Raw genomic sequence first — 22,502 nt, 5'->3', positions numbered from 1 at the left:
TCTTTGGCATAAATCCTGCTAAAAAAACTCGCACAAACTACTGACAAACTGCATCAATTTGGTTTAGATTGGCGCACTTTTGAAAAAACATTAGGGGGGATCGTTCGTCTCAAACGATCCTTAATTGATTTGACTGATCCTTGATCAACGATTAAGAGGATAAAGCCGTTGACTAATATAACTGGGACTCAATCGGCAGCTAAACTGCAAAAAACGCTAGGACTCTGGCACATCATTATTATCGGTTTAGCTTATATTCAGCCAATGACGTTGTTTGATACTTTCGGTTTGGTATCAGAAGAAAGTAATTTCCACGTTCCTACATCATATATTTTTGCACTTGTTGCAATCCTACTGACTTCATTGAGTTATGGTCATATGATCCGTAGATATCCATCTTCAGGTTCAGCGTATACCTATGCTCAAAAATCTATCCACCCTAACGTTGGTTTTATGGTTGGCTGGTCATCATGGTTAGATTACCTGCTCTCCCCCATGGTCAACATCATCCTTGCGGTGATTTATCTTGAGGCTTTATTCCCTGATGTCAATCATTGGGTCTGGGTCATTGTGTTAACAGCATTTATGACAGGTATTAACCTTCGTGGTGCGCGATTTGTTGCAAATTTCAACAGCTTAATTGTATTCGTACAATTAATTGTGATCGCTGTATTTACATGGATGGTCTATACCAAGCTCCAAATGGGATATAACGCGGATGGTCCAATCTCTGCTGAACAACGCTACCAACTTTGGAGTTTAGAACCATTTTGGAATGAGTTAACTTCAGTGGGTGCCTTGATCACAGGTGCAACATTACTCTGCTTCTCATTTACAGGATTTGACTCACTCAGTTCTCTCGCTGAAGAAACTAAAGATACTGAGAAAACGCTACCAAAAGCAATTTTCTTAACTGCTTTAATTGCAGGGATTATCTTTATCGTCAGCACTTACTTCATGCAGATCTATTTCCCTAATAATCCGGGATCATACTTCCAGAATATTGCAGAAACTCAACCTGAAATTTTGTTGTTGGTTGGTGGATCTTTGTTCCAGTCTTATGTGCTTGCATTTGCCATCATTACTGTTATGGCATCAGGTATTTCTGCACATGCAGGTGTATCACGCCTTATGTATGTTATGGGACGCGATGGTGTCATCAATAAGAAAATTTTTGGTCACATCAGCCCTAAAAACTTCACTCCATCATATAACATCATGATTGTAGGTGCAGTCGCATTAACCGCTGGTTTTATGGATTTAGACTTTGTCATTTCATTAATTAGCTTCGGTGCGTTAACAGCATTTAGCTTTGTGAACTTATCTGTTATCTCACGCTATGCGTTACGCGATGGTCGTACTAAAACAGCGAAAGAAATTATTAATTTCGTTATCGTACCATTACTCGGCTTTATTGCAGTATTTGCATTGTGGTTAGAGGTCGATCAAGCATCGCTTAAATATGGTTTGATTTGGGCGATTGGTGGTATTTTGTATTTAGGTTATAAAACCAAAGGCTTTAAATACCCTGCTCCACAACATGATGAGTTTAATGATCGTTAAAAATTGATTTTTTAGAAAAGGCGCTTAGGCGCCTTTTTTTATCATGGAAATTGACCAAAATGATCAAACATCAATCAAAATTTATTATTTAAAAAATAAACTCTACATCATAATATGCAGCTTTATTTCAAAATAATGAGACAAATAACACATTTAAACGCAAATACATGAAATTAAATAAAAAATGATTGGCAAAAAATTACATATTTGTCAGGATACTCATTGACCAAAAATTACACGATGTGTATAAAGAGCAAAATATTTGAGTAAAAGCTCTAATAATATTCATTACACAGGGAATGTAATAATGCGTTTGAATACACTTACTGGGGCGATTTTGGTCGCAATGTTTCCAACCGCGGGCGCTTATGCTGCAGCTATGGATCGTTCAGGCCAATCGATGAATGGCTTTTTACAGCCAGGAAACTATGTAGATTTTAGTTACTCAATTTTGGATGCTGATCTTTCAGGAACAATGAGAACTGAACCTTCGGGTCCTGCATCTGCAGGATTAAGAGACCCGAATGGTTGGAATATGCCTACAGCAGATGATATTAACGCAGGTGGGGAAATTGCGGGCTCAAATTTAAGTGATATTGCAGACACGTTCGGATTTGCAAATATTAATTTAAAATTTCAAGTGACTGACAATATTTCATTAGGTTTAATTTATGACCAACCTTTCGGAGCAAAAGCCTCTTATTCAAATTCTGATAAAAAACATTCCAGAGTCAACAGCTCAGGACGATTGCCATTAGGTGACCTTGAATCTGCGACAAAATATGGTGCATTTCACAGTGAGTATGGCAGTACAGAGGCTGAAGTATCGACAAATAGTTTATCTCTAGTCGTAGGCTTCCAACCTAATGAACACCTTAATTTTTATGCAGGCCCAGTTTATCAAACAGTAAAAGGTGATCTTAGTTTACAAGGAACTGCTTACAGTCTATTAGGTGGTTATTTATGTAATTCACAGACTAGTGGTGTAGCACTGTGTAGTACTTTTAAGGAAAAAGGTACAGGTTCAAGAGATCTTCTTGGTCGTGATACAAGAAAAGATTATCAAGGCTATAAAGCAAGTATGCCTGAAGAAGGTGCTTTTGGTTGGCTAGCGGGTGCTGCATTTCAAATTCCTGAAATAGCATTAAGAGCTTCATTAACGTACAGATCAAAAATTTCTTATTCAGTTCAAGCTGAAGAAAGTATGCCTGAAGTGATTACAGATACATTACCTATTGTACATCCAGGGTGGCATATTGTAGATAAAATTGGGGCACTTGGTACCGACTACCAATATGCAGAAGGTAAAACCTCAGCATCAACTCCACAATCAGTTAACCTTGATTTCCAATCAGGTATCATGGCTGATACATTAGCTTATATCAATTTACGTTGGGTAGATTGGTCTGAGTTCAAAATCCGTCCATACAAATTTGGAGTTTTAACTTCTTCGATTACTGAGGGACAAGGTAAAGGACCTCGTGGTTTCGACTTAATCGCTTATGAAAAAGATCAAATATCTGCAACATTCGGTATCGCAAGAAAATTAAATGAAAAACTCGCATTGACCATTATCGGAGGATGGGACTCTGGTGCAGGTGAATATGTTTCTACCTTAGGTCCATCTGAAGGTTTTTGGAGTGCAGGATTAGGTGGTCAGTACAGCTTTAATAAAAATACATTCATTCAAGCGGGTGCACGATATTTTTGGTTAGGTGATGCAAAAGCTCAATCTGCTAGTTGGTTCGGAACCGATCGCTATGATGCAGATTTTAAAGACAATACAGCTATTGGATATAGCTTTAAAATTGGTTACCGTTTCTAGAGTTTAAAAAGCACGGATTTTTCATCCGTGCTTTTTTTTAAATTAATCGACAACTAAAACCTAATTTAGTATCAATTTGATTATCTTTGAATCCCAAATACTCAATAAACCTGTTTCGATCATCCACAATTTTCTGTTCATCTATAGACATACGATGGCGATTTTTTTGCGCTAAAGAATATGTTTCATCTACAGAAGCTTGATATATATGACATAATTCAAGCTGTTTGTTACTTTTTAACACCAAATTTTTTCCTGTCCGCTCGAAATCATTTCGTTTTAACGCTGCACTCCAATTTTCCAAATTTTTGAACATTTTTGCTTTCATCTGAGCTAATGCTTGATCGATTTCCTGTTGAGTCAATGGATTAATATTATTTAAATCCGCTTGTTCTTTATTTTCATTTTGTGCCATCACTTTAGATGTCGTCATTCCTGCACAGATGATTACTATAATTCCATAGCTGTATTTTTTAATGTTTTTAATCATACATCCCCGTATCTAATTTATTTCGATAAATTTATGTTCGTATTAGACAACTGATATTTTAAAAAAGCCATTTTAATAATGTAATAGATTGAAATATTAAGGGATTAAGGCATTTTTTTTGCATTATCAATTCACTGATTTAATTATATATTTTTGGTATTGAATTTATGAAAAAAATGTTTCCATTAGGCTGTGCTGGACTAGGCATACAAGCCTCATCATTTGAAAATCCAGTATCTCTTGAAGAACCATCAATAATGGAAAAATTCGATCTACTTGCAGAATCGAGCGTGTGGGATTTTATCGATCACATTCCGACTCATCGTGAAATGATTGATGATTACATTAAAGGGAGTCAAAAATACAATATTCCAGTTTATTCAGGTTACGGATGCTATATTTGGGGAGAACATGAAAAAATATTCAAAGAAAATATCGAGCTTACATGTGCCGTAGGCGCCAAATACCACAACATTATGCTTGCAGCAAAAGACAGTAAATTCAACTATCTTAATGATCAACAAGTTGCTGATGCCTATTTATATTTTTATGAGTATGCTCAAAGTAAGGGTATAACCATTACCTTTGAAAATCACGTAGATAATTGGTCTGAAGATTATCGCCGGGTAGAGAAAGTTGCAGCTTTAGTCAATCATCAAGGTATTCCATTTAAAATGGCGATGGACTATAGCCACTGTATTTTCAAAATCGAAAATCCAATCGAATCTTATATCTCTTTTCAACATGACCAAGAAGCCATTAGAAAGCTTGATCCTTTCAACTGCGATAGTTTTGCAGATGATTGGTTAAATCAAAATTTGGTACATTGGGGGCAAATACGTCCTGCGGTTCCAAACGGACCATTAAATACATGGTCCCAAGAATACAGCCCATGGGAAGGTCACGGTCTTAATCGCCCTGGAAGAGGCATTCAATACCCATTTAGGCAGCCACCAAAAAATGCGTGTCCCCATGATGAATGGCATGCATATAAATTAAGCTGCACCCAAGAGGTCATTCGCAAGATGATTGACCATTATTTGGATCATGAGGATACAAATATTGAAATCATGACCGTGGATAATATTAATTTATGGTCCTATGGTTTGGGTTGGAAATATAATATGTTTGCAGATAGCTGCGACATAGCGCGCTATATTAGACAAATATATGCGGAAAGAGCATCAATTCATTATGCTAAAAAAGGGCTAAGTTCTGAGGACTTTATCAATCAATATCGCTCATAAATCATTAGAATAATTAAAAAAAAGCATTATATAGATAATGCTTTTTTTGTATCGCGAGATTTAAGCTACTGCATTCTCTTCCGCTTTTTTATATGAACGATTATACATTTCTTCTAAATGCTCCCCTACTGTACATGGTGCATATAAAGGTAATTCACCTTCTTTCAATGTTCCTGGAACTGGCTCAATCACAGCGTGATAGTCTGGTTCATAAAAAAATGGAATTGAGTAACGATAAGCACCATTTGAAAAACTATTTTTTACTCGATGTGGATTGGAGTGATATAGACCATTGGTCCATTTTGGAATCATATCACCTAGATTAACTACAAATGTTCCTTCAATTGGTGGTGCTGCAACCCACTCTCCGTCAGGCATGCACACTTCTAATCCGCCTATTTGATCTTGTGCCAAAATGGTGACTGACCCCCAATCTGTATGCGCGCCAACGCCATATGTTTCATCATCATCTCTAGGTGTAGGTGGATAACGCAACATACGTAATGTTCCCATAGGATCTTTACTAGAAGCATCAAAATAGTTCGATGGCAGATTTAACGTTAATGCCAAAAGTTGCATCAGAAAATTTGCCAGTTTATACATTTCATCGATGTACTCCTGACAAATCAATTCACATTGAGGTAATTCTTCAGGCCACTGATTTGGACCATAGTTTTGATATTTAGCGATTGCAAAAGGATGATCTTGAGGATAATTACGACCACAATAAAACCCTTCTTTATAATCTGGCTTGCCGTAAGGGTCTAATTGCTGACCATTTAGTTTATCAAATCCACGGAATCCAAAAAAATTACGTACATCATATTTTTGCTTAACGTCTTCTGGAAGCGCCAATAATTCTTTTGCTAATGCAAACTGTCGCGTCATCATTTCTAAAGGAACTGTATGATTCTTCACATAGAAAAAACCTGAATGCATCGCAGCTTTTCTCAGTTCAGCAACTGCACGTTTAGTCGCCTCACTTTCTGGTTTGTTTATATCTACGCCTGCTAAATCAATTACTGGTATTCCCATTTTTATCCCCTTGTATCAGGTATACATCTTTTACGTTTTCATTATCTTGCTGAAACTTTCGACAATTTAGGATTGACTAAAATTTGTCTTAAAAGCTAAGTCTCAAACTTAAGTTTTTTCTGGTACAACGTCTGCTACTATTTGATTCTGCTTTTGCTTAGCTCGATTAAAAATCAGATTTAGAATAATTCCAGCAAATGTCGCCGTTGTAATGCCGCCGAGATCAAGTCCACCAACCATAATCGAATAGTTCCCTGCGCCCATAATCACAGTCACTGATGCCACAATAATGTTGCCGTTTTGAGTAAAATCGACTTTATTTTCGATCCAGATTTTCGCACCAGCGATTACAATTAAGCCGAAAACAATCATTGAAGTCCCTGTCAAAATTGCGACAGGTAATGTGCTAATGAGTGCTCCAAATTTTGGTGATAATCCCAGAATAATGGCGACAATACCCGCAATTACAAAAATCACTGTAGAGTAAATACGCGTTGCCGCCATGACCCCAATATTCTCTGCATATGTAGTTAATCCAGTTCCTCCTACAGCACCAGACATAGAGGTACATACCCCATCTGCCAAAAATGCTCTACCCATATAAGGCGTAATATTTTTGCCTGTCATTTCACTTACAACTTTGAAATGCGCAAGATTTTCAGCAATAAGAATAAATGCGATAGGTAGAATCAGCAGAATTGCATTCATTTGAAATTCAGGTTGATATAAAGTTGGTAAACCAAACCATGCCGCATTTGAAACCGAGCTAAAATCGATTGGTTTACCCATTCCCATCATGTTAGCTAAAACAAAATATACAAGATACGAAACTATCAAACCCACCAATAGCAATAATCGTCTCAACATTCCACTTGTAAATACTGCGACACCACCAATACACATTGCGGTCAACAAAGCCATCCATGTATCAAACTCATTACCTGATACGGCTTTAATCGCCCCAGGTGCTAAATTTAATCCAACAATCATAATGATTGCACCAGCAACAACTGGTGGTAAAAGATTCTCCATCCATTGAGAACCCGTTTTCATTACAAGCAAACCCATCAAGGCATAGAAAATGCCACAAACCACTATTGCACCTAAGGCAATCCCAATATTTGGATTTAACCCTGAACCGGTATAGCCTGTTACAGCAATCACAGCACCAATAAAAGCAAAACTCCCCCCAAGATAGCTTGGCACTCTCCCACCTGTGATAAGGAAAAATAATATCGTGCCAATACCAGATAACAGGATCGTTAGACTAGGATCAAACCCCATGAGCAGCGGTGCCAACACTGTTGCACCAAACATGGCAAATGTATGTTGAAGTCCAAGTACAATACTTTGTCCTGCAGGCAAGTACTCGTTCATGGCAACGGGAGTTTTTTCAATATCTCCTTGAAAAGGAGTAAATTTGGAAAACCAATTCTCTTTCATCACATACCACCCCATTGGTAATGTGAGCCAATGTCGAACATCTTTAGACATTGGCTGTACAATGATAAATACATTTCGTTTAAGTACAAATCACAGTTCGTCTATCAAATTTATCGGAACCATATATTCACTTTAACTAAGCAACAAATATACCAATTGGTCGAATTTCTAATATCTCATTTGGATGACAGCTAGTTTAAGATCAACAAAAATCAAACCTAACACTCTGTTTTATATAAATATTAATTTCATTAACAAATGAAAAAATTTGACCGTTGTGTATATTTTTTAGACTTGTACTCAAAAAAATTGAATTCCCGAAATATAAAATCAAATCGTATTTAAAATCATTATTTTAATTTTATTCTTAATGAATATTTCATCATATGAGCCAAGTTTTACTAAACTTTTATGCATTAAAAAAGGTCACCTTTCGATGACCTTACTGACTTAAGTTAAATCTTTAAATCCTTGTTGTCGCCATGCTTCATAAACAATCACTGCCGTAGCATTAGATAAATTTAAGCTTCTAGAATTTGGCGCCATGGGCAAACGAATCCAATGTTGCTTTGGGAACATCATACGGACATGTTCAGGTAGTCCGCGCGTTTCAGGCCCCATGAGTAAAGCAACGGGTCTATTAAGATTCGAGGTATGTGGTGTTTCGGTACCTTTGGTCGTTAAAGGATAAATCGAATCTTGATCGACACCTTGACTTGCTAGATTTTCCAGACAAGCTTCGATATTATCCCAAATCTGCATGCGAGCCCATTCATGGTAATCTAATCCAGCACGCTTTAACTTCTTATCATCCAGCTCAAAACCTAGCGGTTTGACCAAATGTAATTGTGCTCCTGTATTTGCACATAAACGGATAATGTTTCCTGTATTTGCAGGAATTTCTGGTTCGTATAAAACAACATGAATCACAATAATTTCTCAACTTTATAGCAGACTTTTACAGTTCGTCTTGCCATTTCAACTGTTCTCTTAATTTCACCACCTCACCAATAATGGTCAAAGTTGGCGCCTGAATTTGATTTTCTAACACTTTCGAAGCGATATCTGCCAAAGTCCCCACAACAACTTTTTGTTCTGGTGTCGTACCTTTAGAAATTAAAGCAACAGGCATGTCTGCTCGTTGACCATGTTGAATAAGCTTTTCACAGATTTTTTCTAATCCAACAAGCCCCATGTACAGTACCAATGTTTGGTGTTCATACACGAGTTCATTCCACGGAAGTTCAGGAGAACCTTCCTTCAAATGTCCAGTCAAGAAGCGAACACTTTGTGCGTAATCACGATGAGTTAAAGGGATACCCGCATATGCTGAACACCCTGATGCTGCGGTAATTCCGGGAACGACCTGAAATGAAATTCCTGCCTCATAGAGTTCTTGAATTTCCTCACCACCTCGCCCAAAAATAAAAGGATCTCCTCCTTTTAAACGGCAGACACGTTTGCCTTCATTCGCATATTTCACGAGTAAAGCATTAATACCTTCTTGTGGAACAGCATGATTTGACCTTGCTTTACCCACATAGATTTTTTCAGCATCCCGGCGGCATAACTCCATAATAGCACCAGAAACTAAACGGTCATAAATCACAACATCTGCTTGTTGCATCAACCTTAAAGCTTTGAGTGTGAGAAGCTCGGGATCACCTGGACCTGCCCCAACTAAATAAACTTCACCTTTGGGTTTGTTCCATTCTATTAAAGACTGATGAATAATTTTTTCTGCTTCAGCCAGATTATTATTAAATACACGCTCTTTGAAAGGTCCAGCATACAGCTCTTCCCAAAAGATACGGCGTTCATCAGGATTTTCAATTTTTTGTTTTACACGTTGTCGCCATTCACCAGAGATTTTAGCTAATGTTCCGATTCCATGCGGGATTACAGTCTCAAGTTGAGTTCTAATCTGTCTGGACAATACTGGGGATGTCCCATTACTCGCAATTGAAATAACAAGTGGAGAGCGATCAACAATTGCAGGGACCATAAATCGGCAATGTGGTGGATCATCAACACTATTCACCAATACATTTAAGTTTTCACATTCTTCAAAAACTTGTTGATTCACTAAAGGCTGATCTGTGGCAGCAATCACTAAACGGTAATCGTTTAATTTTAAATCGTGATCTTCAAAATGAGCTTGAATGTATTGACCAGAGCTTTTCTCGACAATCTCTAAAAGTTGCGCCTCAATCTCAGGTGAAATAACCGAAATTTCTGCTCCTGATTTTTGCAGTAACAGTGCTTTGCGATATGCAATATGCCCTCCACCGACAATCAAACAAGGTTGCTGCTGCAATTTTAATGAAATTGGAAAAATATCCACTGAATCGATCCTCATATGCCTACTATATTTTAGCACCTTCTCCACGACTCAAGCTGCTTAAAAGTAAGCAAGTGGTAGCTTTTTTAACAGATGCATATCGATGAAGGGACCTAAAACGGATAAAACTTGAACTCTATTTGGATAGTCAAAAATCCTGCTGATGCCGATGATAAGTTCAACAGTAAAGGAGATTATCGAGATGGCTGGTTCATATATTGATGTACATTCATCAGCAGGTTCGTTTAAAGCATATCTTTCAGTACCTGAAGCAGGTAAAGGTCCTGGTCTTGTGTTATGTCAGGAAATTTTCGGTGTTAATGAAGTTATGCGTCAAAAGGCAGACTTTTTGGCTGAAGAAGGTTATACCGTTATTGTTCCTGATTTATTTTGGCGTATTCAACCTAATGTAGAACTCGGTTATACCGAAGAAGACTTTCAAAAAGCATATGACTTATATACTCAATTTAATCAAGATCTGGGTATTGAGGATATCAAATCTACAATTGAAACACTCAAATCCCTTGAAACAGTTGATCAAGATGCAGGTACTGGATTGGTCGGATACTGCCTAGGCGGTAAATTGGCATATCTCGCAGCTTGCCGCATTCCAGATTTAAAGTGTTCTGTTGCTTACTACGGTGTAGGAATCGAGCAAAACCTAGAAGAAGCAGTCAACATTCAATCCAAACTGGTTCTTCATTTTGCTGAACAAGATCAGTTCTGTGATTCTAACACTCGTGATCAAATCCTACTTGCTCTGCAAAACAACTCAAAAGTCGAAACATATATTTATCCAGATGTCGATCATGCCTTTGCTCGTCCACAGAGTATGCATTATCACAAGCCTAGTGCACTCATGGCACATGAAAGAACCATTACAGCTTTACGCAAAGCAATAGGACCAAATTACGACCTTGCTGCGCTATGGGAAGAGCATATTCGATTTGAATTTGACACTCGAAATGTTCCAGACACGATGGCAACAATGGTGGCAGAGCCTTATGTCAATCACATTCCAACATTGACAGGTGGCGTCGGCTACAAACAATTAGCTCGCTTCTATCAATACCATTTTGTTCATAACAATCCAAAAGATATGAAACTGACGCCTATTTCACGAACTGTAGGCGCAACTCAAGTCGTTGATGAATTCATTATGAGTTTTACTCATGATGAGGAAATTGATTGGTTAATTCCTGGAATTAAACCGACGGGAAAATATGTAGAGATTCCAATGCTCGGCATTATCAAGTTCCGTGGACCGAAACTATGTCATGAGCATATCTATTGGGATCAGGCAAGTTTACTGGTGCAAATTGGCGTATTAGATCCAACTGGACTACCTGTTGCAGGTGTTGAAACTGCCAAGAAACTTTTAGATGAAACTTTACCCTCAAATGAACTGATGCCAACTTGGCCATCCAGTGAAAATAAACCGATTGGCGAATAAAGGAACTCATTCTGACAATCAGAATTAAGATGAAGGATTATGATCATGTTAAATGAAATGACACCTGTAATACAGTTGGAGCAACGCTCGTTACGCCAACTCTTAGGTCAGTATGCAACTGGGATTACAGTAGTAACTGCATTAGATTCAAATCATAAAAAAATTGGAATGACAGCGAACTCATTTACTTCTGTATCGCTTGATCCACCTTTAATTTTATGGAACATCGCAAAATCTGCGACACATTTCGAAGATTTCAAACAGGCAGAATATTTTGCCATCAATATCTTGAGTGAAGATCAGTATCAAGAGTCTAAGCATTTCTCAAAATCTTCTGATGACAAATTCGAAGGCTTAGATGACGTTGATGAGTATATGGGCATCCCCATTCTAAATAAATCCTTAACCACTTTTGTTTGTCGTCAGTATGAGCTTCATGAAGCTGGGGATCACTACATTATTGTGGGACAAATTGAAGCCTGCCGTAATCAGCTTGGAAATCCATTGGTGTTCCATAACGGGCAATATAAACAAGCAAATCTTCATCAAGCATTTGCTGGTGTATAGCGAATTCACGAAATTTAAGGATTTTTAAAATGAATCAACATCACTTTTTCAATGATAATCGCTTTCTACTCGGCTCATTTGCTTCTAACTGCTCAGGTGGAATGACCATTTCAACTCTTGAAGATCGATGGAGTGCGAGCTGGGAAAAGAATCTCGAACTTGGAAAAATGCTAGATGAAGCTGGTATCGACTTCATGTTACCGATTGCTCGCTTTACAGGCTATGGCGGTGAAACAGACTTTCAGGGAACAATTTTAGAGACCATGACTTGGGCGGCCGCATTATTGGCTTTAACCAAAGACATTACAGTTTTTGCGACAATTCAGACCGTCCCCAATCATCCAGTTGTAGTTGCCAAGCAGATTGCAACGCTATCTGAGATTAGTCAAGGTCGTATTGGACTCAACATTGTTGCAGGCTGGAATAAACCTGAATATGAAGCACTCGGTCTACATTTACCTGATGATCACGAAACTCGTTATGGTTATGCACAAGACTGGTATGACCTGATTAAAAAAGTATGGACCAGTGAAGAAAAATTTGATTTTGAAAGTAAGTTTTTCAAAACCAAAGGAACTTATGGAAAACCAAAACCACTTGTACATCCGCCTATCTTCAATGCTGCTGGTTCAAAAAATGGACGTGAATTTGCCGTTAATAATGCGGACTTTCTTTTTACACCAGCTTCAGACTTGGGCAGAAGCAAGATTGAAATTGATGAGCTTAAACAAGCAGCTCGCGACGTAAACCGAGAAGTCAATGTGATGACCTTCTCCCATGTCATTTGCAGACCTACACAAGAGGAAGCCAAAGCAGAATGGGATCGTCAATTAAACAATGCTGATACTGTTGCCGTTGACAATCTGATGAGCTTAATGTTTGCACATGCTCAAAGTTTCCCAAAAGAGGTTCAACAATCGATACGTGATGCAATGAGTGTAGGCCATGGTGGCTTTCCATTAGTCGGTACACCTGAACAAGTTGCGCAAGGTATTTTAGATTTACATGAAGCTGGTTTTAGAGGAACGACACTTTCATTCCTCGATTATAGCCGCGAATTTCCGTATTTCCGTGATCATGTTTTACCAATTTTGGAAAAGCATAATATTCGTTAATCCACCACTTAAGCCGACAGTTTCACTGTCGGCTTATTTATTTTAAGAGGGAATTTAGCTGTGAATTATATTTTAAAGGGGTTATTCACTGGATCAATCTGCTTTGCATTAAGCACTGCAGTTCAAGCGGCAAATTGGAGTGATACTTCACTGGCTGTCAGTTATGGTCAAGATTTCTCAGAACCATTTAAAGACGGTGATTTTGACAAATATATTTTTAGTCTTGTACACCTAAGCGGCTATAAATATGGCACCAATTTTTTTCAACTCAATATGCATCAATCCTCAGCTGAACCAAATGCAAACAAAGCTTCTGGTCGAGGAGCTCAAGAGGCATATGCAATTTATCGTCATACCTTAGATATCCCAAGTATCACGCAACACAAACTGAATGATTCTAGTTGGTTCAAGACATATGGTTTTACAGTAGGTTTTGACTGGAATACAAAGAATGATGATTATGGTTCAAATCGACAAATGTATGTTGCTGGTCCAAGTGTTACATTAAATACGCCAGGCTATCTTAATCTCAGTTTGCTAGGTTATTACGAGAGCAATGATGCTAATGTACTGAGTAAAAAATATACCTACGATCCTTACTTAGCACTTCAAGTGCTTTGGGATTTTCCTATTATGCAATCGAATTGGAATTATCAAGGCATAGGTGTTTGGATGAGCACCAAAGGGAAAGATCCTTTTGGTGAGCCTACCGCTAGCGAAATCTTTGTAGACATGTCTTTAATGTATTCTTTACTTAAAGATAAATCTGCCAATCAACCAAAATTGAAAGCTGGGATTGCTTATCAATACTGGAAAAATAAATATGGTAATGATACATCTGGTGTTGCTGGTTCAGGAGCGACTGCGAGTAGCCCTATGTTACGTGTTGCTTACCACTTTTAATTAACATATCAAATTAATCTAATTTAGTACCAAAAGAGTATTTTTATATTCTGCTATTTTAGATTAATTTATTTATTTGAGATAAAACAAAAAAAGCAAAATCATGGATTGATTTTTGCATAAGTAATGATAAGCAAGCTAAGGATAGAGGTATTTATGTATAGCCAGCAACATAGGTCTATTTCTACGATTCAATCACATACGCAGAATATTCATGATGCCAACCATTGTCTTGATTTAATCATTGGCCCACATGATTTAGTCGATTTTAATCAATATGAACCATTGGATTTTAGTTTTAATGGATCGCAAATCGGTCGTATGATTATTGGGGATTTAACATATGGTAAAGATGTAATTTTCAAAACGCATACGCATGAAAATATGAACCACTTTTGTATAACGCGCCCTAAAATTGGGCGACCACTATTTAAAAAAGATGGTCAAACTTTTTACGCCTGTTATGATCAAGCATCCATTGTTTCACCTGAAGATAAATTTGAACTAATTATTGACAAAGACTGTGTGCAAACATTCATTTCTTTTTCAAAGACTTTTGTTGAAAAAATACTTTCAGATTTAATCTCTCAGCCAGTTACCGAACCTTTGGTATTTCAAAATGTGATGGATCAAAACAACCCGAAAATTAAAGCATGGTGGGATTTAATTGACAGTATTAAAAATTTCACAAACAATTTTACCAATACTTCATTTTTTCAAGAAATGCGCTCAGATTTTGAATATATTATTGTGAAGTCATTATTATTATCTCAACCCAATAACTATAGTGATTTAATTTATAAAAATACTTTAGATTATCCTGACTTCTTTACTCGCTTATTAGAATTCATACAAAAAAATATACATCAAAAAATTGAAATTTCAGATTTAGAATATGCATCTGGATTAAGCAAAAAAAAGCTGAATACAATTTTCAAAAAATATTTAAAATGCAGTCCAAATGCTTATATACGCCATTACCGACTTAAATGTATTTATAATGAAATTTCACAGTCTACGCATAAAATTAATATTACTGAAATTGCTTATAAATGGGGTGTTACACATTTAGGTCGTTTTTCACTTGAGTATAAAGATGCATTTGGGGAAAAACCGAGTGAGACCTTAAAAAAAATTATTGAAAGGCAAACAGGCAGTGCTCAACTCATTCATTAAAACACTAAAAAAAAAGCTAACTCAATTGAGTTAGCTTTTTTTTTAGTGTTTTATCGATTAATCGATAAAATTTTGTCCACCCATATAAGGACGTAAGACTTCAGGAATCTCAATCGAACCATCTTCACGTTGATAGTTTTCCATCACCGCGAGCAAAGTACGACCAACTGCTAAACCTGAACCATTCAAAGTATGAACAAACTCTGTTTTCTTTTGATCAGCACGGTAACGAGCTTTCATACGACGAGCCTGGAAATCCCCCATGTTTGAACACGATGAAATTTCACGATAGGTATTTTGGCTTGGTACCCAAACTTCTAAGTCATAAGTCTTCGTTGCACCAAAGCCCATATCACCACCGCATAGGATGATTTTACGATATGGCAATCCAAGCGCCTGTAAAATACCCTCAGCATGCCCTGTCAACTCTTCCAATGCTTGCATAGAGTCTTCAGGTTTAACAATTTGAACCATTTCTACTTTGTCAAATTGGTGCTGACGAATCAAACCACGTGTATCACGGCCATAAGAACCAGCTTCACTACGGAAACAAGGTGTATGAGCAGCATATTTCAATGGTAGACGCTCAGGATCAATAATCTCATCACGCACAAAGTTGGTCACAGGCACTTCAGCAGTTGGGATCAAGTAATATTCTTTGTCACCTTGAAGCTTGAACAAATCTTCTTCAAATTTAGGCAACTGACCAGTTCCACGTAATGAATCAGCATTCACTAAATACGGTACATAAGCTTCTGTATAGCCATTTTTCAATGTATGTGTATCTAACATGAACTGCGTTAGTGCACGTTGTAAACGTGCAAGCGGACCCTTGAGCACACTGAAACGAGTACCTGTTAACTTAGTCGCTGTTTCGAACTCGAGTCCACCCATCCACTCACCAAGATCAGTGTGATCTTTAATTTCAAAGTTGAATTCACGAGGCGTACCCCATTTTAAAATTTCAACGTTGTCATTCTCATCTTTGCCCTCTGGCACCGACTCATGAGGTAGGTTTGGAATAGAAAGTGATTTTGCTTCAATTTCAGCTTGTAGTTCTGTTAACGCAAGCTCAGCGGCTTTAATTTCATCTCCGATCGCGCTCATACGAGCCATGATTTCAGAGGCATCACCACCTGCTTTTTTGATTTGACCAACTTGTTTAGCACCCGAATTACGTTCTGCTTGTAAAGCTTCAGTCTTAGACTGAATTTCTTTACGACGAGCCTCTAAAGATGCCCATTCTTCTACGTTGAGTTGCACGCCACGTTTAGCTAAGGCTAAATTTACAGCCTCTATATTATTTCTAAGTAATTTCGGGTCGATCATGGTTAATCTTTTCAGGGAAAAAAACTGCCTATAGTGTAAGCGCTTCGTTGAAAAAAATACAGTCGAAGCGCTGACAGCTGAAGCTTATTGAATCAAATTAAAATAGAGTCAATTACTCAGCAGCGAGTTTGGGTAGGTTTGGAAGATATTCTGACTGTATCAAACCATTCACACTCACATAAGGTAAAGTGAGTTCAGACATTCCTTCAGCATAGGACGCGAGTTCATACAGCGGATAAACAAAGACGATACCATCAACTCCGTAATAGAAATTGTCGCTTAATTCGAGTTTATCTTGTTCAATATTGTGATCTGTAAGCCACATACTATTAGCACTATAAAGTGTTTCTAATAGCTTTTTATTTTGACCTTTCACAATTAGATCTTGTAGTGCTATTCTTTTTTTAGTTTTTAAATCGAAATGAACATATTCTTTATGGTACATCCCATGTGCTGCACCAGCAGGATATACATAGCTCAGATATTCAAAACTCGCTATATTCTGATGTTGACTTAAATAACGTACCACAGTCTGACTTTGACTCAACTTCAGCGGATCAACAGTTTTAGTCTCTGAGCTCTTAGTAGCCGATTGGAATGGTATAGGGTCTGCTTTTTCTATCCGATTTTTAAAATACGTATTAATCCACGGATGATTAGTTTCAACCGTTTGGAATGAATATTCTGTACACCCTGCCTCATCGCATACTTGCTTCTGTTTAGGCTTTAATTCGACGTTCTTCGATTCGATATACCAAGATTCTGATTGTTTTGCTTGCGCAGCAGTCTCATTGCTTTTTTTAGTTTCTGCATCAGATTTAGGCTGACAAGCGCCTAACATGATCATTGATGCACAAATAACACTCAATTTTCCAAACCGATTCATGTGTTTTAGCATATAGCCTCCAATAAAAATGAGTGTTTAACACAGAGACTATAAATTCTAGATGACATGAATTCAGTTGAAATTTGTAGTTAAAAAAAGCAGCGATAAACGCTGCTTTTATATTATTGGTCAATAATGTCTGTGCCTTTAGGCGGTGTAAAGTTAAATGTTGAATCCGGAATACCTGCATTCACTTTCACATTACTAAATTTAACGTGTGTAGTTTGTCCTAATGAATCTTCTAAAATCATTAAGCTTGGCGCTTTATTTACACCGAAACTAATGGTCAGACTCTGAAAGGCACCATCTTTCTGCTTAGGATATAACGTGTAATAAGTTTTAGCTTTATTTGGCTGTGTTACACGATATGACTGCATAATTTGGTTGGTATTACCAGACAATAATAATGCTGGTGTATTGGCAACTTGCTCATCCATATTTTGACGAATTGCCTGCTGTAGATCTGGGTCATAGATCCAAATCATCTTTCCAGAAGTCACAATTGTTTGTTTTGCTGGTGCTGTAGTTTCCCAATAGAACTTACCTGGACGAGCAACTTTCATCACCCCAGTAAAAGTCTGATTCATATGTTGAGCACTCAAACCTTGTTTTTGTGGTGCTTTACTAGATTTAGTTGCTTTCGTTGTTTGTTCAAAATTTGCCGTTAAACTTTTTATTCCGTTTAATTGACGAACCAAGTTTGCGGTCGCTTGTTGCTCCGAAGCAGCCACTGGCGCTGCGAAAACTTGAGTGCTTGCGACTGGTGCCATCATTGCAGCACTCATTGTAATTGCACCAATCGTTTTACGAAGCATTGTCATGATCCCACCTTTTGTTATTGATCATCATTTGATATGGAGTCATCTTAAACCAAATTTGATCGCTAATAATTGAGAAAATAAGAACTTTTGTATTGTTATTTAGCTAAATTGTTGAAAAAACTTCATCATGATGAAGATTCACTTCAGTTCAAAAACTTTCTTTCAGATATAAAAAAACCCACTCAAGAGTGGGTTTTTTGGTTATGCCTGATAAAACTTATACAGTTTCAACAGATACATAACGACGGCCAAATTGACCTTTAACTTCGAATTTGATCACGCCATCAGCGGTAGCAAATAAAGTATGGTCACGACCCATACCAACGTTAGCACCAGCGTGGAACTCTGTACCACGTTGACGAACGATAATGTTACCAGCAGTCACAGCTTGACCACCGAACATTTTAACACCTAACATTTTAGGATTTGAGTCACGACCGTTACGTGTCGAACCACCGGCTTTTTTAGTTGCCATGTCTATTTACTCCTCGTAATTAGCCTGAAATAGCTGTAATTTTCAACTCAGTGAACCATTGACGGTGACCTTGTTGTTTACGATAGTGTTTACGACGACGCATTTTGATGATGCGGATTTTGTCGTGACGACCATGGCTAACTACTTCAGCAGTTACTTTAGCACCAGCAACAACTGGAGCACCAATTTGAATGCTATCACCGTTCACTAACATTAATACGTCATCAAACGTAATAGTAGAACCAGTTTCAGCTTTCAATAATTCAACTTTAAGGGTTTCACCCTCAACAACACGGTGTTGTTTACCACCGCTTTGGATTACTGCGTACATAATGTACTCCAACAGGCCCGTGTCGTCGTGCCGATAAAGGAATATATCGATCTTAAAACGAACGCCACTGGGGGTTATTCAAGGGCAAAGATTTTAAGTGATAATGAAATAAACAACAAGGTCTTTTGTCTAAAAGTTAACTTTCATCCCGAAATATCTATTTCTTACATGAAAATAACAATTTGCTGATTGATTAAACTATATTTATTCACAAAATGAACTACTTCAAATATCAAATAACGTATCAAGTTTTATTGGTATTATGAAGATTAAATCACAAACATGAATAGAAACTGAACAACATTAAGAAAATCATGCATATTCATGTGGCAAAGCGACCAAAACTTTCACTTAAATTGTTACACTAGCTGAGTAACATCTACTGTTTGTATAAGGACTTCATTGTTATGGCCATCGATTTTAAGCAAGACATTCTCGCACCTGTTGCTACAGACTTTGCTGCGATGGACCAACTTATTAATGAAGGAATCAGCTCTAAAGTTGCTTTGGTGATGTCAGTCAGCAAACATGTGGTTGAGGCAGGTGGTAAACGCATGCGTCCTATTATGTGTTTATTGGCTGCTCGCGCTTGCGGTGAAACTAACCTAGAGCATGCCCAAAAGTTAGCTGCAATTATTGAAATGCTGCATACCGCTACACTGGTACATGATGATGTCGTAGATGAGTCTGGGTTACGCCGTGGTCGTCCTACAGCGAATGCAACATGGAATAACCAAACCGCTGTCCTCGTTGGAGACTTCCTGATTTCTAGAGCTTTCGATTTGCTCGTAGATTTGAACAATATGGTGTTATTAAAAGACTTCTCAACAGGAACATGTGAAATTGCTGAAGGAGAAGTACTTCAACTGCAATCTCAACATCAACCTGAAACCACTGAAGCGACTTATTTAGATATTATTCACGGCAAAACATCTCGTTTGTTTGAATTGGCGACTGAAGGCGCTGCGATTCTTGCCAATCAACATCAATATCGTGAAGCACTCAGAAAATACGCAGGTCATTTCGGAAATGCATTTCAAATCATAGATGACATACTCGATTACACCTCTGACGCAGAAACACTTGGTAAAAATATTGGCGATGACTTAATGGAAGGTAAGCCAACACTGCCACTGATTGCTGCTCTACAAAAAACTTCTGGAGCAGAGCACGATATTATCCGTCGTAGCATCACTACAGGTGGGACTGAACATTTGGATCAAGTGATTCAGATTGTTCAAAACTCTGGTGCACTAGATTACTGTCGCGAACGTGCTGTTGAAGAAACTACAGCAGCTCGTGAGGCATTGTTACAACTGCCTGAAAGTATTTATCGTCAAGCGCTTGATAATTTGGCGCAATTAGCATTAGATCGAATCCAATAAATTTCTACTAAAAAAATTTGCGTATGCATATAAACTTTAATGATCTTTTTAAACAAATGCAGGAGCAACTTGACCATCATCAAGCTGCTCCAGACGAAAACATACTCATTGAACTCGTTAATCGCATCCGTCCATCAGACAGTTATAACCTAGAAGAAATTAATCAAAAATTTCAGGCGTTGATACAAGCGTTATTAATTACGCCGACTGCTGCCACCACTTTTCAAGCCTATATCGTTCATCTGATCAATCGCTATAAACAAACCACTATTTATGCGGACAGTGGGATTCTTTCTCTAGATGGTTTTTGGAATCAGTTGGGTCAACGAATGGGAGCGCATGTTCTTCCCCTTTTGACCGATGAAACTGATCTAAAAGATTTAGTCTTCCGTGTCTTTCATTTACGTAGCGATAAATATTGGCTAGAAAATATTGAAGATCAGCAATGGATTCAGTTTTTTCAGATTGTCAATCAAAGTAATGGCAGCTTAGATGCAAAATTTGGCATCAAACGCGACATGATTAAAGCCATTACAGTTTTATCTTACCGTATCAGCGGTATTGGACTTTATCCTGAGTTTATTAATGCACAACCAGAACTGACTGAATATGAGTCACCTTTTTTGGTGCAGAATCGTGAAATCATTGAATTTATTGAGCTATACAAAAAACATTATAGTGAAGCTGATGATCTTACTGAAATGGTCGTACCCGACGCCAACCAGGCTTTGGTGATGATCGAGCAGTGCCGCGATGTCGTTTTGAAGATTCGTCGTGCTACGAAAAGAATTGGGGTGAGTTTAAGTCTCACTTATTTATTGTCTTTGCTTGAGCAATGTTTAGATCGTATTGAACTATTACTGAACTTATTGACTGAAACTGGAAAAGTTCAATACTTAGCACTCGCTGAGTTATGTCAAGATTTAGTTGCGGCTCACTATGAGGAGCGAAGTGTTCGAGAGCTTTTAAAAACAAACAGTGAATTAATCGCATTACAAGTCACTGAAAATGCCAGTAAAACTGGCGAACATTATGTAAGTACCAATAAAGCTGGTTTCTTCAGTATGTACAAATCAGCCGCAGGTGCAGGCGTCATTATCGCTATCATGGCGACCTTGAAGATTCTCACTGCGCGCATCGCCATGGCACCTATCATGCAAGCCTTCGCGTATAGCATGAACTATGCATTAGGTTTCATGTTGATCCATGTACTCCATTTTACGGTTGCAACCAAACAACCTGCTATGACTGCAGCTGCCCTAGCCGCGACAGTTCAACAAAAGAAAGGGTCTCGAACTGCACAAATTGCAGAACTTGCTGCACTGATTATCAATATTATCCGTACGCAGTTTGTCGCTATTCTCGGCAATATTTCCATTGCAATCCCGGTTGCAGCATTGATCACCATGATGTGGCCGTTGATTTTGGGTGAACAATTACTCAATCACAGTAAAGCAACATATTTACTTCATAGTTTAAATCCTTTTACATCCCTAGCAGTCCCACATGCAGCTATTGCAGGTGTATGTCTATTTTTATCTGGTTTGATCGCAGGTTACTTCGACAACATGGCAGTGTATCGTAAAGTCGGACCTCGCTTAAAAGCACATCATCGCTTAAAAAACTGGCTAGGTGCTGACAGACTGGAAAAGTTTGCAAACTATATTGAACGTAATTTAGGAGCACTAGCCGGGAATTTCCTGTTCGGAATCATGCTAGGCAGCATGGGGACAATTGGCTTTATTCTTGGTCTGCCTTTAGATATTCGTCATATTGCCTTTGCTTCAGCAAACTTTATGCAGGGCCTATTGAGTATCAATGGCACGCCTGAAATAGGGCTCATTATTGTTTCATTCCTTGGTGTATTATTAATTGGTTTGACCAACTTATTTGTCAGCTTTAGTCTCACTATTATTGTGGCATTACGCGCACGACGTGTTCGTTTTGAACAATGGAAACCTCTGGCAAAATTAGTATTTACTCACTTTGTTACACGACCAATGGACTTTTTCTGGCCCCCCAAACAACCTTTAGAGGTCGAAGATCCAATTTCACCAAAGAAATCTTCTCATTAGATATTAGTGTTATTTTTTGTGCTAAAAATAAGATGCACATTG

20 protein-coding genes are annotated in these 22,502 nt (G+C 37.9%); 10 read left to right on the top strand and 10 right to left on the bottom strand.

Annotated elements, in window-relative coordinates:
- The first annotated feature begins 168 nt into the window (after window positions 1–168).
- Complete coding sequence (locus AC1M9K_RS07305; protein WP_035267885.1) at window positions 169–1,563, top strand: APC family permease; 1,395 nt, start codon at window positions 169–171, stop codon at window positions 1,561–1,563.
- 307 nt (window positions 1,564–1,870) lie between these two features.
- Complete coding sequence (locus AC1M9K_RS07300; protein ID WP_035267884.1) at window positions 1,871–3,388, top strand: outer membrane protein transport protein; 1,518 nt, start codon at window positions 1,871–1,873, stop codon at window positions 3,386–3,388.
- Window positions 3,389–3,425: 37 nt separating this feature from the next.
- Here AC1M9K_RS07300 and AC1M9K_RS07295 read toward each other — a convergent pair whose 3' ends face one another.
- The gene (locus AC1M9K_RS07295) at window positions 3,426–3,878 is read right to left on the bottom strand and encodes a hypothetical protein (RefSeq protein WP_481588905.1); all 453 of its coding nucleotides are present in this window, start codon (window positions 3,876–3,878) and stop codon (window positions 3,426–3,428) included.
- 167 nt (window positions 3,879–4,045) lie between these two features.
- On the opposite strand from AC1M9K_RS07295, the gene AC1M9K_RS07290 reads away from it, so the two are divergent.
- Window positions 4,046–5,125: a TIM barrel protein gene (locus AC1M9K_RS07290; protein WP_035267883.1), complete on the top strand. Its 1,080-nt coding sequence runs from the start codon at window positions 4,046–4,048 to the stop codon at window positions 5,123–5,125.
- 60 nt (window positions 5,126–5,185) lie between these two features.
- Here the strand turns inward: AC1M9K_RS07290 and AC1M9K_RS07285 are convergent, their stop codons facing one another.
- The 4 genes from AC1M9K_RS07285 to cysG form a co-directional block, all read right to left on the bottom strand.
- A complete protein-coding gene (locus AC1M9K_RS07285) occupies window positions 5,186–6,160 on the bottom strand; it encodes an isopenicillin N synthase family dioxygenase (RefSeq protein WP_035267882.1) in 975 nt (324 codons plus the stop codon).
- 108 nt (window positions 6,161–6,268) lie between these two features.
- Window positions 6,269–7,603 carry a solute carrier family 23 protein gene (locus AC1M9K_RS07280; protein WP_035267892.1) on the bottom strand — a complete coding sequence of 445 codons (1,335 nt, stop codon included), beginning with the start codon at window positions 7,601–7,603 and terminating at the stop codon, window positions 6,269–6,271.
- A gap of 450 nt (window positions 7,604–8,053) precedes the next feature.
- Window positions 8,054–8,533, bottom strand: a complete 480-nt coding sequence (locus AC1M9K_RS07275; RefSeq protein WP_035267879.1) for a tRNA (cytidine(34)-2'-O)-methyltransferase — start codon at window positions 8,531–8,533, stop codon at window positions 8,054–8,056.
- 28 nt (window positions 8,534–8,561) lie between these two features.
- On the bottom strand, window positions 8,562–9,947 hold the full coding sequence (cysG, locus tag AC1M9K_RS07270) for a siroheme synthase CysG (protein ID WP_092766853.1): 1,386 nt from the start codon (window positions 9,945–9,947) through the stop codon (window positions 8,562–8,564).
- Window positions 9,948–10,146: 199 nt separating this feature from the next.
- Between cysG and AC1M9K_RS07265 the strand changes: the two genes are divergently transcribed.
- The 5 genes from AC1M9K_RS07265 (at window position 10,147) to AC1M9K_RS07245 (ending at window position 15,158) form a co-directional block, all read left to right on the top strand.
- Complete coding sequence (locus tag AC1M9K_RS07265) at window positions 10,147–11,397, top strand: dienelactone hydrolase family protein (RefSeq protein ID WP_481588904.1); 1,251 nt, start codon at window positions 10,147–10,149, stop codon at window positions 11,395–11,397.
- Window positions 11,398–11,442: 45 nt separating this feature from the next.
- A complete protein-coding gene (locus tag AC1M9K_RS07260; protein ID WP_179997732.1) occupies window positions 11,443–11,964 on the top strand; it encodes a flavin reductase family protein in 522 nt (173 codons plus the stop codon).
- Window positions 11,965–11,993: 29 nt separating this feature from the next.
- The gene (locus AC1M9K_RS07255; protein ID WP_481588903.1) at window positions 11,994–13,079 is read left to right on the top strand and encodes an LLM class flavin-dependent oxidoreductase; all 1,086 of its coding nucleotides are present in this window, start codon (window positions 11,994–11,996) and stop codon (window positions 13,077–13,079) included.
- Window positions 13,080–13,139: 60 nt separating this feature from the next.
- Window positions 13,140–13,982 carry a hypothetical protein gene (locus AC1M9K_RS07250; RefSeq protein WP_481588902.1) on the top strand — a complete coding sequence of 281 codons (843 nt, stop codon included), beginning with the start codon at window positions 13,140–13,142 and terminating at the stop codon, window positions 13,980–13,982.
- A 156-nt stretch (window positions 13,983–14,138) separates the two neighbouring features.
- A complete protein-coding gene (locus AC1M9K_RS07245; protein WP_092766856.1) occupies window positions 14,139–15,158 on the top strand; it encodes an AraC family transcriptional regulator in 1,020 nt (339 codons plus the stop codon).
- Between the two features lie 57 nt (window positions 15,159–15,215).
- Here the strand turns inward: AC1M9K_RS07245 and serS are convergent, their stop codons facing one another.
- The 5 genes from serS to rplU all read right to left on the bottom strand — a co-directional run bounded on the left by serS (window position 15,216) and on the right by rplU (window position 19,000).
- A complete protein-coding gene (serS, locus tag AC1M9K_RS07240) occupies window positions 15,216–16,487 on the bottom strand; it encodes a serine--tRNA ligase (RefSeq protein ID WP_035267865.1) in 1,272 nt (423 codons plus the stop codon).
- A 112-nt stretch (window positions 16,488–16,599) separates the two neighbouring features.
- Complete coding sequence (locus AC1M9K_RS07235; RefSeq protein WP_481588901.1) at window positions 16,600–17,385, bottom strand: RsiV family protein; 786 nt, start codon at window positions 17,383–17,385, stop codon at window positions 16,600–16,602.
- 110 nt (window positions 17,386–17,495) lie between these two features.
- Complete coding sequence (gene lolA / locus AC1M9K_RS07230; RefSeq protein WP_092766859.1) at window positions 17,496–18,194, bottom strand: outer membrane lipoprotein periplasmic chaperone LolA; 699 nt, start codon at window positions 18,192–18,194, stop codon at window positions 17,496–17,498.
- A gap of 217 nt (window positions 18,195–18,411) precedes the next feature.
- Window positions 18,412–18,669, bottom strand: a complete 258-nt coding sequence (gene rpmA / locus AC1M9K_RS07225; RefSeq protein ID WP_035267862.1) for a 50S ribosomal protein L27 — start codon at window positions 18,667–18,669, stop codon at window positions 18,412–18,414.
- Window positions 18,670–18,688: 19 nt separating this feature from the next.
- Window positions 18,689–19,000 carry a 50S ribosomal protein L21 gene (gene rplU / locus AC1M9K_RS07220; protein WP_035267860.1) on the bottom strand — a complete coding sequence of 104 codons (312 nt, stop codon included), beginning with the start codon at window positions 18,998–19,000 and terminating at the stop codon, window positions 18,689–18,691.
- Between the two features lie 407 nt (window positions 19,001–19,407).
- Between rplU and sdsA the strand changes: the two genes are divergently transcribed.
- On the top strand, window positions 19,408–20,385 hold the full coding sequence (sdsA, locus tag AC1M9K_RS07215; RefSeq protein ID WP_035267858.1) for an All-trans-nonaprenyl-diphosphate synthase: 978 nt from the start codon (window positions 19,408–19,410) through the stop codon (window positions 20,383–20,385).
- A 23-nt stretch (window positions 20,386–20,408) separates the two neighbouring features.
- On the top strand, window positions 20,409–22,460 hold the full coding sequence (locus AC1M9K_RS07210; protein ID WP_180027964.1) for a site-specific recombinase: 2,052 nt from the start codon (window positions 20,409–20,411) through the stop codon (window positions 22,458–22,460).
- Window positions 22,461–22,502: the final 42 nt, after the last annotated feature.

Source organism: Acinetobacter sp. 24-47-67, from assembly GCF_056779735.1.
Note: the sequence above shows the minus strand (reverse complement) of the source record. Positions and strands in the feature narration are given on the sequence as shown.

Excerpts from the sequence above, each read along its gene's own strand:
- AC1M9K_RS07300 (WP_035267884.1), top strand. The coding sequence starts at position 1,871 with ATGCGTTTGAATACACTTACTGGGGCGATTTTGGTCGCAATGTTTCCA.
- AC1M9K_RS07295 (WP_481588905.1), bottom strand. The coding sequence starts at position 3,878 with ATGATTAAAAACATTAAAAAATACAGCTATGGAATTATAGTAATCATC.
- AC1M9K_RS07290 (WP_035267883.1), top strand. The coding sequence starts at position 4,046 with ATGAAAAAAATGTTTCCATTAGGCTGTGCTGGACTAGGCATACAAGCC.
- AC1M9K_RS07285 (WP_035267882.1), bottom strand. The coding sequence starts at position 6,160 with ATGGGAATACCAGTAATTGATTTAGCAGGCGTAGATATAAACAAACCA.
- AC1M9K_RS07280 (WP_035267892.1), bottom strand. The coding sequence starts at position 7,603 with ATGAAAGAGAATTGGTTTTCCAAATTTACTCCTTTTCAAGGAGATATT.
- AC1M9K_RS07265 (WP_481588904.1), top strand. The coding sequence starts at position 10,147 with ATGGCTGGTTCATATATTGATGTACATTCATCAGCAGGTTCGTTTAAA.
- AC1M9K_RS07260 (WP_179997732.1), top strand. The coding sequence starts at position 11,443 with ATGTTAAATGAAATGACACCTGTAATACAGTTGGAGCAACGCTCGTTA.
- AC1M9K_RS07255 (WP_481588903.1), top strand. The coding sequence starts at position 11,994 with ATGAATCAACATCACTTTTTCAATGATAATCGCTTTCTACTCGGCTCA.
- AC1M9K_RS07245 (WP_092766856.1), top strand. The coding sequence starts at position 14,139 with ATGTATAGCCAGCAACATAGGTCTATTTCTACGATTCAATCACATACG.
- serS (WP_035267865.1), bottom strand. The coding sequence starts at position 16,487 with ATGATCGACCCGAAATTACTTAGAAATAATATAGAGGCTGTAAATTTA.
- AC1M9K_RS07235 (WP_481588901.1), bottom strand. The coding sequence starts at position 17,385 with ATGCTAAAACACATGAATCGGTTTGGAAAATTGAGTGTTATTTGTGCA.
- lolA (WP_092766859.1), bottom strand. The coding sequence starts at position 18,194 with ATGACAATGCTTCGTAAAACGATTGGTGCAATTACAATGAGTGCTGCA.
- rpmA (WP_035267862.1), bottom strand. The coding sequence starts at position 18,669 with ATGGCAACTAAAAAAGCCGGTGGTTCGACACGTAACGGTCGTGACTCA.
- rplU (WP_035267860.1), bottom strand. The coding sequence starts at position 19,000 with ATGTACGCAGTAATCCAAAGCGGTGGTAAACAACACCGTGTTGTTGAG.
- sdsA (WP_035267858.1), top strand. The coding sequence starts at position 19,408 with ATGGCCATCGATTTTAAGCAAGACATTCTCGCACCTGTTGCTACAGAC.
- AC1M9K_RS07210 (WP_180027964.1), top strand. The coding sequence starts at position 20,409 with ATGCATATAAACTTTAATGATCTTTTTAAACAAATGCAGGAGCAACTT.